Raw genomic sequence first — 14,604 nt, forward strand, 5'->3', positions numbered from 1 at the left:
TTACGTTTCCTATTGAAGAAACTGCCGAAAAGCCGTCTTGGGGTCTTGGCTGGCAAGCTAGAGTAACGATTCCTGCCTGCCGCATCGCATGCCTGCACAGACGTTTCGTGCATCGCTTCATTAGTCTTTCATGACATCGACTTGATATGTCTGCGCCCCGGCTTCGGTTGGGGCGCCTGTAACCGGTTCGAGGAATTCTTCATTGGCAGTCAGTACACTGGATACCCACGCGTTGTTCGCCCTGGGCGATTTGCGGGCCAAGTTGGCCAAGCTGTTTCACGGGCGTTTCGTCTATGTCACCGAGCAGAGCCCCGATGGCCTTTACATGGCCGAAATCGATACCGATGACGCTCTGGTGGTCGACAACAAGCAGCACCTTGAATTGAAAGTGGGCGACCACTTCCGCGCGGCAGTATTGCCCAGCCGCGAGGGCGGTAAGCTGGAGCTGCGCTTTCGGGAAATCAAGCTGAACGTCTATGGCGTTGGTGACTATGCCTTCGTTTCGGTGCCGGAAGGTGAAGGTATCGTCTTTCGTGAAGGCCATGGCGTGATGCTGGTGTTCGCGGCGCAGCAACAAGTGCAGGAAGGCCTCGGCAAGTTGCTCAAGGCCGTGACCGGCAAGGTCGCCAAATGGCGAAAGGGCGAGCTGACCACGTTCAAGGCCAGCGAATGAGCGACAAAGCACCCACCGGCAGGGCGCAATTTCATCGAGAATATCAGGCGCAGGCCGTCGAGCAGGCTGAGCGGCTGCTGGCGCAGCGCGAGGCACTGGGCAATGCCTGGCTGGCCTGGGTTGCAGGCCAGCTGTACCAACTCAGCCCGCCTGAATTCGCCGCCATGGTGCGCCGGGAGCTGCAACGCCTGTCGCAGGGGTGAGGCTACCCCCGAGGTTTTGATGCGGGCGTCAGTTTCCGCCGTCCCGCCCACTGCTGACTTCTTCTGGTACAGCCTCTCCCGCTGTGCGCTTGCGGAACAGGGCCGCCCTGGCCAGCAACAGCGTGGTCACAGGTACGGTGATCGACAGCAGCACCGGTATCAGCCAGGCGTGCAATACCGGGCCTTGCTTGAGCCAGGAGAAATACAGGATCGAGGCCAGGCACACGCACCAGGCGCCCAAGGTCGAGGCCAGGGCCGGTGGGTGCATGCGCTGGAAATAATCTTTCAATCGCAACATTCCCACAGCGCCGATCAGGGCGAACAGACTGCCCGCCAAGAGCAGTAAGGCGGTGACCAGCTCCAGCCAGAGCGGTATATCGAAGGCTTCGTTCATTCGATCACCTCGCCACGCAGAAGGAATTTAGCCAAGGCGAAGGACCCGACGAAGCCGAACAGCGCGATCAGCAAGGCGCCTTCGAAATAAGTGTCGCTGGCATAGCGGATACCCAGGACCAACATCATCAGCATGCCTAGGATATAGAGGTAGTCCAGGGCCAGGACCCGGTCTTGAGCGGAGGGACCACGGAACAGCCTGACCAGTGCCAATGCCATGGCGATGGCAAAGATGAACAGGCTGGCGAGGACGGCGTTGGCAAGCAGGCCGGTCATTCGAAAATCTCCATCAGCGGGCGCTCGTAAGTGTGCTTGAAGTGCTCGATGAAAGCTGCTTCGTCCTCCAGATCGAACACATGCAGCAGCAAGACGCTGCGGTCCAGCGCCAGCTCCGACCAGACCGTGCCTGGTACCACCGTCGTGATCATCGACAACGCCGCCAGACCATGGGCATCGCGCAGCGCCAGGGGAATATGGACGAATGCCGAGCGCGGCGGGCGATGGCCGGCGCACAGCACACCACGGGCCACCAGCAGGTTGGAATGGATGACATCCAGGCCGACACGACAGATCAGCCGCACCACCGCCCACGGCCGCCGGACATGGGCGTGCTGGGGACGCAGCGGGGCCATCAGCAGGGGCGCAAGGATACCCAGGGCAGCGCCGAGCAACAGGTTGCCGGGGCTGACTGACAGGTTGAGCAGCAGCCACAGGGCAAACAGCGACAGTGACAGCAGTGGGGCGGGAATCAATCGGCTCATGGCTGCACCTGTATGTCGGCGGTGGTCGGGCCAGGGACCGGACGCGTCGCCATCACCGCCTGGATATAAGTATCGGGCGTTTGCAGGCTGGCGGCCGTGTCCTGGGTGTAGCGCAGCAAGGGTTCGGCCTGGACGCTGAGCAGGATGCACAGACCTAGCAGGATGACGATGGGCAGGCATTCATAGCGGCGCAGCAGGGGAGAAGGACGCTCCTCTGGCTTCCAGAAACGCTGGATACCCACACGGCCAAAGGCGATCAGCGAGGCCATGCCCGACAGGATCAACAGCGCCACCAGGCACCAGGCGGAGGCGGACAGCGGCTGATCGGCCGGCACACCCAAACCTTGGGGATTGAACAACGCGCTGATCAGGCTCAGTTTGCCAATGAAGCCCGACAGCGGTGGCATGCCGATGATCAGCAAGGCGCAGGCGATGAAGCTCAGCCCCAGGAATGCCATGGTCCAAGGAATGATCTGGCCGATCACCGCCTTTTGTTCGTCGTCCAGATTGATGCCTTTGGGTGGGTGCAGCGACTCCAGTGGCGAAGGAATCGCATCGTCCTCTTCATCCAGCGGCGCCTCGTTGGCCGAGCGCGAGCGCTCCACCAGCTCGGCAAGCAGGAACAGCGCGCACAGGGCCAGGGTCGAGCTCACCAGGTAGAACAATGCACCGCCGGTGAGGATCGGCTGGCCGAAACCGATGGCCCCCAGGAGGGTGCCGGCGGAGACCAGGATGCTCAGGCCGGCCAGGCGCTCCAGGCGCTGGGCGGCGAGGATGGACAGTGCCGCCACCGCCAAAGTGGCCAAGCCGCCATAGACCAGCCATTGGCCGCCGAAGTGCGCCGAAGCGCCGGCCTGGCTGGAGAACAGCAGGGTCCACAGGCGCAGCACCGCATACAGGCCAACCTTGGTCATGATGGCGAACAGTGCCGCGACCGGTGCACTGGCCGAGGCATAGGCCGGCACCAGCCAGAAATTCAGCGGCCAGATACCGGCCTTGACCAGGAAGGCCATGGCCAGGATTGCCGCGCCGGCGTGCAGCAAGCCGCGATCAGCCTCCGGCACCAGCGGGATCTTCAGCGCCAGGTCGGCCATGTTCAGGGTTCCGGTCACGCCATAGAGCATCGCTGCGCCCACCAGGAACAGCGAGGAAGCGAACAGGTTAATGGCGATGTAATGCAGGCCAGCTTTGACCCGAGCCCGTCCCGAACCATGCAACAGCAAGCCGTAGGAGGCGGCCAGCAGCACCTCGAAGAATACGAACAGGTTGAACAGGTCCGCTGTCAGGAAGGCGCCATACAAGCCCATGAGTTGGATCTGGAACAGGGCGTGGAAGCTGGCGCCGGCGCCATCCCAGCGGGCCCTGGCGAAGAGCAGGGCGCTGACGCCGATGATGCCGGTGAGCGTCAACAGCAGTGCGGACAGGTGGTCCACCACCAAGACGATGCCGAACGGTGCGGGCCAGTTGCCGGGCAGGTAGACGCCGATCGATTCGGCCTGACCCTGGCCGCGTATCCACGTCAGCAACACGATGGCGATGCCTAGGCCAATCAGCGTGGACAACAGGTTCAGGCGCCCCTTGAGCGGACGACGCTTTTCGCCCAGCAACAGCATCAAGGCAGCTGTGACCAGCGGCAGCAGGATGGGAGCGATGATCAGTTGGTTCATCAGGCTCATTCTTCACGCTCCCGGCCGTCGACGTGGTCGGTGCCGGTCAGGCCGCGCGAAGCCAGCAACACCACCAGGAACAGTGCGGTCATGGCAAAGCTGATGACGATCGCGGTGAGCACAAGCGCCTGAGGCAGAGGATCGGTGTAATGCAGCAGATCCTGTGTCACGCCTTCCTTGATGATCGGCTCCTTGCCGATGAACAGGCTACCCATGCTGAAGATGAACAGATTGACACCATAGGACAGCAGGCACAGGCCCATGATGACCTGGTAGGTACGTGGGCGCAGGATCAGCCAGACCCCGGAGGCGGCTAGCACGCCAATGGCCACGGCAATGACTTCTTCCATCAGGCGGCTCCTGCTTGGCTGGATTTAGTGGGCGTGCCCGGTCGATAGGCGCGTACCGACTGGTGCGCCAGGGCAGTGAGGATCAACAGCGTGGAGCCGACCACGACGGTGTAGACACCGATGTCGAAGAACAACGCGCTGGCCACGTGCACGTCACCCAGCACAGGCAAGTGCAGATGGGCGGTGTGGGTGGTCAGGAACGGATAGCCCAGGAGCATGGCTCCGGCGCCGGTCAGGGTGGCGCACAGCAGGCCCGTGCCCATCCAGCGCAGCGGTCGCAGGCTCATCTGGGCCTCGACCCACTGGGTACCGGCGACCATGTACTGGAGGATGAACGCCACCGACATCACCAGGCCAGCGACGAATCCTCCGCCTGGCTGGTTGTGGCCGCGCATGAACAGGTACATCGACACCACCAATGCGATCGGCAACAGCAGGCGAACCAGCGCGGCCGGCACCATCATGAAACCCAGGGCGGTGTCGGTGGCATGGCGCGGGTTGATCAAATCAGTGACCACATCTGGCGCCAGCGAGCGCTGCTGGGCCGGCAACTGCATGCTTTCCTTCGGTGGGCGGAAGCGCCGCAGCAGGGCAAATACGGTAAGGGCCACGGCCACCAGGACGGTAATTTCGCCGAGGGTATCGAAGCCGCGAAAATCCACCAGCATCACGTTGACCACGTTGGTACCGCCGCCTTGAGGCAGGGCTCGGCTGAGGTAGAACGAAGAAATGTCGTTGGGCGTAGGACGGGTCAGCATGGCGTAGGACAGCAAGGCCATGCCACCGCCGACCAATACGGCCAGCAGCAGATCGCGCAGGCGGCGAAGGCGCGCACGCTCCTGAGTAGCACCTAGCGCCGAGACGCCTTCGATACGTCGTGGCAGCCAGCGTAGGCCGAGCAGGATGAGCACGGTGGTCACCACTTCGACCACCAGTTGGGTCAGCGCCAAGTCAGGCGCGGAGAACCAGACGAAGGTGATGCAGGTCATCAGGCCGCAGACACTGACCATGATCAGTGCCGCCAGGCGGTGGTACTTGGCCTGCCAAGCGGCGCCGATGGCACAGGCGATCGCGATCAGCCAGAGCGCGACGAACACGCCCGACCCGGGGATTTTCGGTCGATCACCCCAGCTCAGGCCGCTGTCTAGCATCGGCAGGAGCCCGGCGAGGAAGGCCGCCAATGCCAGCATGAACAGTTGCTTCTGCAAGCGGCGGGTGGTCAGCAGCCCTTCAAGGCGGCGGGCCAGCAGCATCAGGCGCACCAGGCCACGCTCGAACAGGCGCTTGCCGTTGAAGCGTTCGATCAGCGGTGGGTGTGGGAAGCGGCCTCGACGCAGTTGCTCGCGCAACAGCAGGTAGAGCACCACACCGCCGCACATGGCGATCAGGCTCATGATCAGCGGGGCGTTCCAGCCGTGCCAGATGGCCAGGCTGTATTCAGGCAAGGTCCCGCCGACCACCGGCAACGCGGCTGCGGCCAGCAACGGGCCGACCGACTGAGCGGGGAAAATGCCCACCACCAGGCACGTCAGCACCAGCAGTTCGACCGGTGCGCGCATCCAGCGCGGCGGCTCGTGGGGGGTATGCGGCAGATCCTGGGCGGTGGGGCCGAAGAAAACGTCGACGGTAAAGCGCAGCGCGTATGCCACGCTGAAAGTGCCCGCCAGGGTGGCAATCACCGGCAATGTGGCCTCGACCCAGGCGGTGGAGCTGATGAACACGGTCTCGGCGAAGAACATCTCCTTCGACAGGAAACCGTTCATCAGCGGAACGCCTGCCATCGAGGCGCTGGCCACCATGGCCAAGGTGGCGGTGAACGGAATCAGGCGGAACAGCCCGTTCAGGCGACGAATGTCACGCGTACCGCTTTCATGGTCGATGATGCCGGCGGCCATGAACAGCGAGGCCTTGAAGGTGGCATGGTTGAGGATGTGGAACACCGCGGCCACGGCGGCCAGCGGGCTGTTCAGGCCCAGCAGCAGGGTAATCAAGCCCAGGTGGCTGATGGTGGAATACGCCAGCAGGCCCTTGAGGTCGTTCTGGAACATGGCGCAGAAGGCGCCGAGCAGCAGGGTCATGGCACCTGCACCGCCGACGATCCAGAACCATTCCTCGCTGCCCGAAAGCACCGGCCACAGCCGGGCCAGCAGGAACACTCCCGCCTTGACCATAGTGGCCGAGTGCAGGTACGCAGAGACGGGGGTTGGCGCTGCCATCGCATGGGGCAGCCAGAACTGGAAAGGGAATTGGGCGCTCTTGCTCAGCGCTCCGATCAGGATCAAGGGAAGCAGGACGGGATACAGCGCATGTTGGCGAATCAGGTCGCCGGCAGCCAAGACCTTGTCCAGGTCGTAGCTGCCGACCACATGGCCGAGCAGCAGCACCCCGACCAACATGCACAAACCGCCGGCACCTGTGACCATGAGCGCCATGTAGGCGCCCCGGCGAGCATCACTGCGGTGGTGCCAGTAGCCGATCAGCAGGAAGGAGAACAGGCTGGTCAACTCCCAGAAGAACACCAGCTGAATGAGATTGCCGGAAATCACCAGGCCGAGCATGGCGCCCATGAACGCCAAGAAAAAGGCAAAGAAGCGGGGCACAGGGTCCTGGGGCGACATGTAGTAGCGCGCATACAGCGACACCAGCGTACCGATGCCGAGCACCAGCAGGGAGAACAGCCAGGCGAAGCCGTCCATGCGCAGGACCAGGTTCAGCCCGAGGCTGGGCAACCAGAGGAACTCCTCGCGGATGACGCCGCCATGGGCGATCTGCGGGTACAGCAATGCTACCTGGATGGTGCCCGCCAGGGCGACGAGCCCGGCGAGAATGGACTCTGCGTTGCGTGCGTTGTGCGGCAGCACGGCTGCCAGGCAACTGCCCACGAACGGCAGAAGCAATAGCACTATCAATGACATAGCGTTCTAATCTGGAGGAGTTTGCCAAGGATCATACGTGCCGAGGAGTTGATCACCAACACGCAAGCGGTTGAACATTCCTACATATGGGGTGTGAAAAGCTGTTTTTTTATAACAGTTTTTTTCAAAGCATAGCTGCTGAGCGGGACTTCACAGGCCTGGTTCGCGTTCGTGAGCGTCGCGGCTTTCTTGCGTGGCCGGCCCCTCGTCGGTGCGGCGGATCTTCAATTCGCTGACCACCACGGCGATCACGATCAGCAAGCCCCCAAGCAATGCCAGGCCTGGCAGTCGCTCCCCGGCGATGCGCCCGACGATGCCGGCCCACACCGGTTCGCCGGCGTAGATGAGGGTGGCGCGGGTGGGGGATACGGATTTCTGCGCCCAGTTCATCGCTACCTGGATCACCGCGCTCATGGCGCCCAGGCCGATGGCGCTACATAGAAGCAGCCAGGAGAAGTCCGGGATGCGCTCCTGGGTCGGAACGATCATGAGAAAGGCCAGGGCCGAGGCGGTTAGCAGTTGAACCACCGTGACACGACGCACATCGACTTGGCCGGCATACCGGCTGATCAGGATGATCTCGGCTGCGATGGCAACGGCGCTGACCAAGGTCAGCAGCTCACCTTCGCTGAGGTTCAAGGTTCCGCTATCAGGGCCTGCCACCAGCACCAAGCCGATGAAGGCCAGGCAAATCCCGAGGCTTGGCATCAGCCCCGGGCGGCGCCCGAGCACCAGCCACTGCAACAGCGGCACGAAGGGGACATAAAGGGCTGTGATGAACGCCGACTGGCTGCTGCTGATGGTCTGCAGGCCCATGGTCTGCAAGCCATACCCCAGCATGATCGATACGCCGATGAGCATGCCGGCCTTGAGCTCGGTCAGGGTCAGCCCCGGTAGTGAGCGCGCCGACACCAGGCCCACGAACAGCGCTGCGGCGGCAAAACGCAGGCCGACGAAAAACATCGGGCCGCTGACAGTCATGACGTTATGCACCAACAGGAAAGTGCCACCCCAGAGCATGGTGATGAATACCAGTACCAGTTCTGCCTTGCTCAAACGCAGGGATACGGTGGTTTTCGACGGGCTGGAGGATGGAGTCATGGTCTTGCGCGCTCAAAGAGGGCGGCGCACAATCCGCCGCAAAGTGGGCAGTATACTGCGCAATCCTAATCTGTGAGCAATATAGTGCACAAAGATGCCTCGCACCGTGCTTCGGTGCTGCAACATGTCAGTCAGAACATCCGCCAACTGCGCCATGCCGCGGGGTTGAGCCAGACGGCCCTGGCTGAACGATCCGGGGTCAGCCGGCGCATGCTGGTCGCCATCGAGGCGGGTGAAAAGAACGTCAGCCTGACGACGCTCGACCTGATCGCCGAAGCGCTCGGAGTGGTCTTCAGCACGCTTATCCAGGCGCCTGGACAACGCGATCCGAGCCGAATCAACGAGCTGGCCTGGGCAGGCGAGCATCCACTAAGCAAGGCCGTGCTGTTGGGCAGCAGCCCCGCCATGCGTGAAGTCGAATTGTGGGAGTGGACCCTGGCGCCAGGGGAGTGCTATGTCAGCGACGCTGACGCCGAGGGGTGGAGCGAGCAGATCTACGTGGTCGCAGGTTGCTTGACACTACTGATCGAATCGCGCGAGCTTCGCTTGCAGGTCGGCGAGTTCCACGTGTTTCCCAGCAATTGCCGGTACGCCTATCGCAACGACGGCAGCGAGCCCACGCGGTTCGTGCGCAATGTGGTGATATGACCTTTCAGGCACCGTATTCGCCGAGCAGTTGCTCGGTGCTCGCGACGCGGGCATAGGCGAACGCCAAGGCAGCCATGGAAGCGGCGTGGACCTGGGCGGCAGGAACTAGCTCGCCGGCAAACTCCAGAGGTAGCGTGGCGCAGGCATCATGGGCCACTGTGACTTGGTAGCCATGATCGGCGGCGGCGCGCGTCGCGGCATCGATACACATATGGCTCATGCTGCCGACGATGGTCACGGCCTTGACCTGATGCTCGTCCAGCAGGGACTTGAGATCGGTATCGCGGAAGGCGTTGACCTGATGCTTGAGTACCACCGGTTCTCCCGGCGCTGGTGCGACCTTGGGATGGATCTGCGCGCCCTTGGAGGCCGGAGCGAAGAACGGCGCGTCGGCGCTGTCGAACTCATGGCGTACATGCACCACCAAGTCGCCCCGCTCGCGAGCGGCATCGAGCAGGTGGGCGGCGTTGTCGGCGGCTGCATCGGCGCCGTCGAGGGTCCACTTGCCGCCGGGGAAGTAGTCGTTCTGGATGTCGATGATGATCAGGGCCTGCTTGCTCATGCTGCCTCCTATGGCAGTAGTGGTTGGATGTGGATAGTTATAGGCTTGGACGACCACCTCTGGGATTGGCGCGATCGACACAATGACGGCAAAAACTGACAGCCCCAACATCCTGGAAATCGGCGTGTTGATCTATCCCGGCGCCCAGGGTGCGGCGGTGATGGGCCTGACGGATCTGTTCGCGGTAGCCAACCGGGTGGCCGCGGAACTTGGAGCGGGCGATCTGCCGAGGTTGCGCGTCAGCCATTGGCAGGTCGAGGGCGACGGGCAAGTTCGGGCTATCCATGACAGCTTGCCGCAACCTTCGCATGAGGTACGTGCGTTGGTGATTCCGCCAAGCCTGGCGTCGGCCCCCGGGCCTACGGTGCTCGAGCATCATCGCGCCGCGCTCGGCCAATGGCATGGGCAGGGCGCGGTGCTCGCCTCGGTGTGCATCGGAGTGTTCTTCATTGCCGCCAGTGGTTTGCTCGATGGCCGTCAGGCCAGCACTCACTGGAACTACGCGCAGGCACTGGCCGAGCGCTTTCCCAATATCGAGGTGGTGGCCAATCAGCCATTGCTCGATGATGGCGACATCTTGACCTCGGCAGGTCTGATGGCCTGGACCGATCTGGGACTGCGCCTGCTGGAGCGCTTTCTCGGCGCGACCCTGGCCCGTGAGACCGCACGCTATTTGGCCGTCGAGCCTCTTGCCACGACCTCACCCGGCGCACGCTTCAACCCGCGGCTGGACCATGGCGACGAAGCAGTGCTCAAAGTCCAGCACTGGTTGCAGGGAAGTGGCGCGCAGGAGGTGGACCTTACGACCATGGCGTTGTGCGCAGGTCTTGAGCCGCGCACTTTCTTGCGTCGCTTTCGAGCGGCGACCGGCATGCGGCCAACCGAATACTGCCAACAGGTACGGGTGGTGAGGGCGTGCCGGCTACTGGAGTTCACGCGGCGCAGCGTGGATCAGATCGCCTGGGGCGTGGGCTATCAGGATCCGGGAGCGTTTCGCAAGGTCTTCCAGCGCATCACCGGATCGACACCCAGCGATTACCGCCGGCGCTTCGTCCAGGCATGACAGACTGCGGTTGTCATTGCGGATGCGGCCCTGGCCCTTCCTCGGCCAGGCGGTCCTGATGATTGCGCAGCGGGCACTCTTTGAGTGACAGGCAGCCGCAACCGATACAGCCGTCCAGCTGGTCGCGCAACAGGGTCAGTTCGTCGATACGGCGATTGAGGTCCTCACGCCATCGCGCCGACAGCCGGCGCCAGTCCTCGGCGGTCGGTACGTGATCGTTGGGCAGGCTGTCGAGGGCTTTGGCGATGTCGGCAAGGGCGATACCCAATCGCTGGGCCATCTTGATCACGGCGACTCTACGCAGCATCGAGCGCGGATAGCGGCGCTGGTTGCCGGCGTTGCGCGTACTTTGGATCAGCCCCTTGGTTTCGTAGAAGTGCAATGCGGTGACCGCCACGCCGCTTCGGGCCGCCAACTGGCCGACGCTCAGCATCATCTGATGGGTGCCAGACATGGAAAAAAATCCCTTGACCTTGAGTTAACTGGAGGTTTTAGCCTTGTTAGCCATCGTGCAGCAAGCATCCGCAACAAGGAGACTGTCCATGGCGGCTCAGCCCCATTCTTTATGGTTTACCCAGATGATTGAATACGAAGTGCCGGCAGCTTGCCAGCATGCCTTGGCTGATGCCTTGGTAGTGCGCAGTGAAGAGCTGGCAGTGCGTTGTGACGGTTTGCTTGGCGTCAGTATTCAAGCCAGCGATGACGGCAGTCGGGTGCTCCAATACCTGCAATGGCAATCACGCCATGAATGGGCAGCGGCTGCCAGCTTCTTCGTCGAGGAGCCGTTTCTCGACCTGTTGTGCCAGCACCAAGCACGGGGCGTGAACTTCGCCGCCTTCCAGACGTTGCGCAGCCTCGTACGAGGCGAGGATGGCGGTCTGCATTGCCAGGTCGGTGAGCCTCAGGCATACCACGGGGCGTAATGCGGGTAACGGTCCAGACGGGCGCCGATGACCATTTCTGCGATCCAGGACGCGAGGATCGAACTGTAGCCTTTCTGGCTCTCTTCGCTGGACAGCGCATGATCCGCCCCATCGACGATGCGATGGGTCAGGGAATGGGCAGCAACGAACGCCGAGCGATAGCTCATCAACGTATTGTGCGGCACATAATCATCATGCTCGGACTCCACCAGCAGCACATCGCCTGTGAATTCGGCGCAAGCTGCCAGGGCGCGATTGTCGGCTGGGCCCAGAATCCGCTGGCGATAGTTGTTCAGGCGCTGGCGGTCCAAGGCTTGCTTGGGGGTGCCCCAGTCTTCGTCCCAATACAATGCCGGGACCCGCAAGGCCAGCCATCTGACTGGCCGGTGAGTGGTGAGCAAAGTCGCCAGGTAGCCGCCATAGCTGCTGCCAATCAGCGCGATGGCGCTCGGGTCCACTGCTGGGTGGCTGGCCAGGCGGTCATAGGCGGCCAGAAGGTCTTCGAGGTTCTGTTGGCGGGTGACGGTCAATCGCTGACTTTCGGTCTTCTCGTGGCCGCGCAGGTCGAAGGTCATGCACACGCAGCCTAGGCCGGTGATCTGTCGTGCCCGTGCCAAGTCGCGTTGCTGGCTGCCGCCCCAGCCGTGGACGAAGAGAATGGCCGGCATCTTGCTGCCGGGGCTGACCACGGTGCCGGCGATGCGGCCGTCCTCGACCTGCAACTCTACGGTTTCACTCTGAATGGTCATGGTGGCGTATCCGTGCATATTTGCTGAGTTGTCCAAGTTCACTGTCGTTTCCTTGGTAGAAAAGTGTGGCGTCGGCCGGCAATTTGGCGGTACCGAAGACTTCATGGCTCGAAGCGCGTACCTGCAACAGGGCTGGGTCATCGGCGAAGGCCTGCAGGGCCAGGACCTCGGCGCTGCTGGCACCGCCCAGGCGCCAGGATTGCTCTAACACCCCGCTGCGCAGGTGCTGGCGCGCGTCCAGACCGCGGGCGATATCGTAGTTGCGGCGCGAAGCGATGAAGCCTGGAAAGTGCTGCTGGGCGGCGCGTTCGTAGGTCATGGCCTGGGTGATCGCCAGACGCAGATGATCTTCCAGTGGCAGTTGCAGCAAGGCCTCATAGCCCCCTCGAACCACGATCAGGTCCGAGCCACCGTAGATTTCGGTGCCCGAGTGATCGTGAGTCAGGCGTTGGGTGCCGTAGTAGCTGCAGCTCAATTGTCCCACCCGCACCTGGCCGACACTGAAGGTCTGTACTTGTTCCAGATGCTCTTCGAGCACGAGGCCAACGAGCGCCAACGCCTTGTCGTCCATTTGCGCAAGCATCGGTTCGAGGTCCTGTGCCTCTTCGATCACGGCTTGTCCTCGCCCGGCGCAGGCCAGTACCGGCTTGACCCGCAGCGGACCCTCGTTTAGCAGCAAGCGCGCAGCTTGCCGAGCGTCGGCTTTGCTGAAAACGGTATAGCCCCGCAAGAGGGCATCGCACGCGTCCTGGGCGAAGGCGTCGCTCCAGCCGGGCGGGAAGCTGGCATTGGCCGGCAAAGGGTGGGAAATCGCCTTGGTCGCCACGAATGGGAAAGGCACCACACCACCGAACAGGTCGTCTTCGTCGAGGATGCCCATGGCGCGGTAGCGTTGTGAATCAACCAGGGTTTCGGTGGGCAGATAATAGAAGGCACCGGTGCTGGTCGAGGGCAGTCGGGTTTCCACACGATCGATACCCAGCAGTCGAGCCAGGTAATTGGCGATTTTGAGATGGACCGCGTGCTCGTGCTCGGGGGTGTGTTCACGTGTGTCGAGCAGGACAACGGCGGTTTTCGGGTCGCTGGACTGGGGCATAGGCGAAGTCTGTCCGCTGGGATGTATGGAGTCTGAAGGCACTTGGGCGGGCAAAGTTCAGCCGACATGATCAATGGCCGTGGCTCGCCGATGCCGCGCGGCGATTGCAGGGCATCGCCGGCTGCTCCATTATCAACGGCTTGGAATAGCCGATGGTGTATCCGCAGGAGTGCGCATGAACATTCAGTCCCCGATTCAGCAAAGCGTTCCGGCCCGCCTGGCGCGTGTGCGCGAGATAATGGCCGGCGAAGGCGTGGATGCCTTGCTGGTCCCCTCGGCTGACCCCCATCTATCCGAGTATCTGCCAGGGCACTGGCAAGGCCGCCAGTGGTTGTCTGGCTTTCATGGCTCAGTAGGGACTTTGGTCGTCACGGCCGATTTCGCCGGGCTGTGGGCCGATAGCCGCTACTGGGAGCAGGCCCAGCATGAACTGGCGGGCAGTGGCATCGAGCTGATGAAGTTGCTGCCTGGCCAACCAGGGGCGCTGGAGTGGCTTGGTGAGCATGTTCGGTACCAGGGAACGGTGGCCGTCGATGGAGCAGTGATGGCGTTGGCCTCCGCCCGGCAGTTGCAGGAGCGACTGAAGGCCCGCGAAGTGCGCTTGCTGACCCATCTGGATTTGCTGGAGCGGGTCTGGGACGGGCGGCCGGCTCTGCCAGGCAATCCGGTCTACCAGCATCTACCGCCTCATGCGACCGTCAGTCGTGCGGAAAAACTTGCCGAACTGCGGCAGACCCTGACTGAGCGCGGCGCCGATTGGCACTTCATCGCCACTCTCGACGACATTGCCTGGTTGTTCAACCTGCGCGGCAGCGATGTCTCCTACAACCCGGTATTTGTCTCCTTCGCGTTGATCGGGCAGGAGCAGGCAACGCTGTTCGTCGGCCTGGACAAGGTCGATGATCACCTGCGCCATGTGCTGGCGGTCGATGGGATCTCGGTGCGCGACTATGCAGAAATCGGCCGGGCCTTGGCCGCGATACCCCCAAATGCCCGCTTGCTGGTGGATCCGGCCCGTGTCACCTGTGGCTTGCTGGATCACCTGAGCGCCGATGTGCAATTGCTCGAGGGTATCAATCCGACCACCTTGAGCAAGTCCCGCAAGGGCGAAGAAGATCTGGTGCATATCCGTCAGGTAATGGAGCAGGACGGCGCGGCGTTGTGCGAATTCTTCGCCTGGTTTGAGGCCAACTTAGGCAAGCAAACCATCACCGAGCTGACTATCGACGAACGATTGAGCGCGGCGCGTGGGCGCCGGCCGGGGTTCGTGTCGTTGAGTTTTTCCACCATCGCAGCGTTCAACGCCAACGGTGCCATGCCGCATTACCGGGCGACTGAGCAGTCCCATGCGGTGATCGAAGGCGATGGTTTGCTGTTGATCGATTCTGGTGGCCAATATGTAGGGGGTACCACTGACATCACCCGGATGGTGCCGATCGGCGTTCCCAGCCTCGAGCAGAAGCAGGATTGTACCCGTGTGCTCAAGGGCATGATTGCATT

Annotated in this window: 17 protein-coding genes (1 of these 17 only partly in view); 6 read left to right on the forward strand and 11 right to left on the reverse strand. The window is 62.5% G+C overall.

Features of this window, described 5'->3' with window-relative positions; all coding sequences use genetic code 11:
- Positions 1–202 precede the first annotated feature (202 nt).
- Positions 203–673 (forward strand): hypothetical protein, encoded by a 471-nt coding sequence (locus tag J5X93_RS08730; RefSeq protein WP_043213872.1) that lies wholly within the window; start codon positions 203–205, stop codon positions 671–673.
- A complete protein-coding gene (locus J5X93_RS08735; RefSeq protein WP_043213874.1) occupies positions 670–876 on the forward strand; it encodes a hypothetical protein in 207 nt (68 codons plus the stop codon). Before J5X93_RS08730 ends, J5X93_RS08735 begins: the two co-directional genes overlap by 4 nt.
- A gap of 28 nt (positions 877–904) precedes the next feature.
- Here the strand turns inward: J5X93_RS08735 and J5X93_RS08740 are convergent, their stop codons facing one another.
- From J5X93_RS08740 to J5X93_RS08770, 7 genes are all read right to left on the reverse strand, one after another.
- A complete protein-coding gene (locus J5X93_RS08740) occupies positions 905–1,270 on the reverse strand; it encodes a Na+/H+ antiporter subunit G (RefSeq protein ID WP_043213876.1) in 366 nt (121 codons plus the stop codon).
- The gene (locus J5X93_RS08745) at positions 1,267–1,545 is read right to left on the reverse strand and encodes a K+/H+ antiporter subunit F (protein ID WP_043213878.1); all 279 of its coding nucleotides are present in this window, start codon (positions 1,543–1,545) and stop codon (positions 1,267–1,269) included. Before J5X93_RS08745 ends, J5X93_RS08740 begins: the two co-directional genes overlap by 4 nt.
- Positions 1,542–2,030: a Na+/H+ antiporter subunit E gene (locus J5X93_RS08750; protein ID WP_070574068.1), complete on the reverse strand. Its 489-nt coding sequence runs from the start codon at positions 2,028–2,030 to the stop codon at positions 1,542–1,544. The genes J5X93_RS08745 and J5X93_RS08750 overlap by 4 nt, the downstream gene beginning before the upstream one ends.
- Entirely contained in the window at positions 2,027–3,706 is a 1,680-nt protein-coding gene (locus tag J5X93_RS08755) for a monovalent cation/H+ antiporter subunit D (protein ID WP_182941368.1), read from the reverse strand. The genes J5X93_RS08750 and J5X93_RS08755 overlap by 4 nt, the downstream gene beginning before the upstream one ends.
- Positions 3,703–4,047: a Na+/H+ antiporter subunit C gene (locus tag J5X93_RS08760; RefSeq protein WP_043213881.1), complete on the reverse strand. Its 345-nt coding sequence runs from the start codon at positions 4,045–4,047 to the stop codon at positions 3,703–3,705. The genes J5X93_RS08755 and J5X93_RS08760 overlap by 4 nt, the downstream gene beginning before the upstream one ends.
- Complete coding sequence (locus J5X93_RS08765) at positions 4,047–6,962, reverse strand: monovalent cation/H+ antiporter subunit A (RefSeq protein ID WP_043213883.1); 2,916 nt, start codon at positions 6,960–6,962, stop codon at positions 4,047–4,049. Before J5X93_RS08765 ends, J5X93_RS08760 begins: the two co-directional genes overlap by 1 nt.
- Positions 6,963–7,112: 150 nt before the next feature.
- The gene (locus tag J5X93_RS08770) at positions 7,113–8,063 is read right to left on the reverse strand and encodes a DMT family transporter (protein WP_182941352.1); all 951 of its coding nucleotides are present in this window, start codon (positions 8,061–8,063) and stop codon (positions 7,113–7,115) included.
- Between the two features lie 84 nt (positions 8,064–8,147).
- Here J5X93_RS08770 and J5X93_RS08775 point away from each other — a divergent pair, with 84 nt between their 5' ends.
- Positions 8,148–8,711: a helix-turn-helix domain-containing protein gene (locus J5X93_RS08775; protein ID WP_043213886.1), complete on the forward strand. Its 564-nt coding sequence runs from the start codon at positions 8,148–8,150 to the stop codon at positions 8,709–8,711.
- 4 nt (positions 8,712–8,715) lie between these two features.
- Here the strand turns inward: J5X93_RS08775 and J5X93_RS08780 are convergent, their stop codons facing one another.
- A complete protein-coding gene (locus tag J5X93_RS08780; RefSeq protein ID WP_043213887.1) occupies positions 8,716–9,273 on the reverse strand; it encodes a cysteine hydrolase family protein in 558 nt (185 codons plus the stop codon).
- An 82-nt stretch (positions 9,274–9,355) separates the two neighbouring features.
- On the opposite strand from J5X93_RS08780, the gene J5X93_RS08785 reads away from it, so the two are divergent.
- Positions 9,356–10,336, forward strand: a complete 981-nt coding sequence (locus J5X93_RS08785; RefSeq protein WP_182818455.1) for a GlxA family transcriptional regulator — start codon at positions 9,356–9,358, stop codon at positions 10,334–10,336.
- 13 nt (positions 10,337–10,349) lie between these two features.
- Here the strand turns inward: J5X93_RS08785 and soxR are convergent, their stop codons facing one another.
- Positions 10,350–10,790 (reverse strand): redox-sensitive transcriptional activator SoxR, encoded by a 441-nt coding sequence (soxR, locus tag J5X93_RS08790; protein ID WP_182818458.1) that lies wholly within the window; start codon positions 10,788–10,790, stop codon positions 10,350–10,352.
- An 88-nt stretch (positions 10,791–10,878) separates the two neighbouring features.
- On the opposite strand from soxR, the gene J5X93_RS08795 reads away from it, so the two are divergent.
- Positions 10,879–11,259 (forward strand): hypothetical protein, encoded by a 381-nt coding sequence (locus J5X93_RS08795; protein ID WP_043213891.1) that lies wholly within the window; start codon positions 10,879–10,881, stop codon positions 11,257–11,259.
- Here J5X93_RS08795 and J5X93_RS08800 read toward each other — a convergent pair.
- Complete coding sequence (locus tag J5X93_RS08800) at positions 11,238–12,008, reverse strand: alpha/beta hydrolase family protein (RefSeq protein ID WP_182941350.1); 771 nt, start codon at positions 12,006–12,008, stop codon at positions 11,238–11,240. The genes J5X93_RS08795 and J5X93_RS08800 overlap by 22 nt on opposite strands.
- Positions 11,992–13,104, reverse strand: coding sequence for a DUF3182 family protein (locus J5X93_RS08805; protein WP_043213895.1), 1,113 nt, complete (start codon positions 13,102–13,104; stop codon positions 11,992–11,994). The genes J5X93_RS08800 and J5X93_RS08805 overlap by 17 nt, the downstream gene beginning before the upstream one ends.
- A gap of 175 nt (positions 13,105–13,279) precedes the next feature.
- On the opposite strand from J5X93_RS08805, the gene J5X93_RS08810 reads away from it, so the two are divergent.
- A protein-coding gene (locus J5X93_RS08810; protein WP_043213896.1) for an aminopeptidase P family protein crosses the window boundary here: on the forward strand, positions 13,280–14,604 show its 5' portion. 484 nt of this gene lie beyond the right edge of the window; only the first 1,325 of its 1,809 coding nucleotides appear in the window; its start codon is at positions 13,280–13,282; the stop codon falls past the right edge of the window.

Source organism: Pseudomonas sp. BYT-1 (assembly GCF_023611805.1).
GTDB lineage: Bacteria > Pseudomonadota > Gammaproteobacteria > Pseudomonadales > Pseudomonadaceae > Aquipseudomonas > Aquipseudomonas guariconensis.

Bases quoted from the DNA above. Each gene is read 5' to 3' on its own strand.
- J5X93_RS08785 (WP_182818455.1), top strand. From the start codon at position 9,356: ATGACGGCAAAAACTGACAGCCCCAACATCCTGGAAATCGGCGTGTTG.
- J5X93_RS08780 (WP_043213887.1), bottom strand. From the start codon at position 9,273: ATGAGCAAGCAGGCCCTGATCATCATCGACATCCAGAACGACTACTTC.
- J5X93_RS08765 (WP_043213883.1), bottom strand. From the start codon at position 6,962: ATGTCATTGATAGTGCTATTGCTTCTGCCGTTCGTGGGCAGTTGCCTG.
- J5X93_RS08735 (WP_043213874.1), top strand. From the start codon at position 670: ATGAGCGACAAAGCACCCACCGGCAGGGCGCAATTTCATCGAGAATAT.
- J5X93_RS08755 (WP_182941368.1), bottom strand. From the start codon at position 3,706: ATGAGCCTGATGAACCAACTGATCATCGCTCCCATCCTGCTGCCGCTG.
- J5X93_RS08740 (WP_043213876.1), bottom strand. From the start codon at position 1,270: ATGAACGAAGCCTTCGATATACCGCTCTGGCTGGAGCTGGTCACCGCC.
- J5X93_RS08800 (WP_182941350.1), bottom strand. From the start codon at position 12,008: ATGACCATTCAGAGTGAAACCGTAGAGTTGCAGGTCGAGGACGGCCGC.
- J5X93_RS08805 (WP_043213895.1), bottom strand. From the start codon at position 13,104: ATGCCCCAGTCCAGCGACCCGAAAACCGCCGTTGTCCTGCTCGACACA.
- J5X93_RS08745 (WP_043213878.1), bottom strand. From the start codon at position 1,545: ATGACCGGCCTGCTTGCCAACGCCGTCCTCGCCAGCCTGTTCATCTTT.
- J5X93_RS08795 (WP_043213891.1), top strand. From the start codon at position 10,879: ATGGCGGCTCAGCCCCATTCTTTATGGTTTACCCAGATGATTGAATAC.
- J5X93_RS08750 (WP_070574068.1), bottom strand. From the start codon at position 2,030: ATGAGCCGATTGATTCCCGCCCCACTGCTGTCACTGTCGCTGTTTGCC.
- soxR (WP_182818458.1), bottom strand. From the start codon at position 10,790: ATGTCTGGCACCCATCAGATGATGCTGAGCGTCGGCCAGTTGGCGGCC.
- J5X93_RS08770 (WP_182941352.1), bottom strand. From the start codon at position 8,063: ATGACTCCATCCTCCAGCCCGTCGAAAACCACCGTATCCCTGCGTTTG.
- J5X93_RS08760 (WP_043213881.1), bottom strand. From the start codon at position 4,047: ATGGAAGAAGTCATTGCCGTGGCCATTGGCGTGCTAGCCGCCTCCGGG.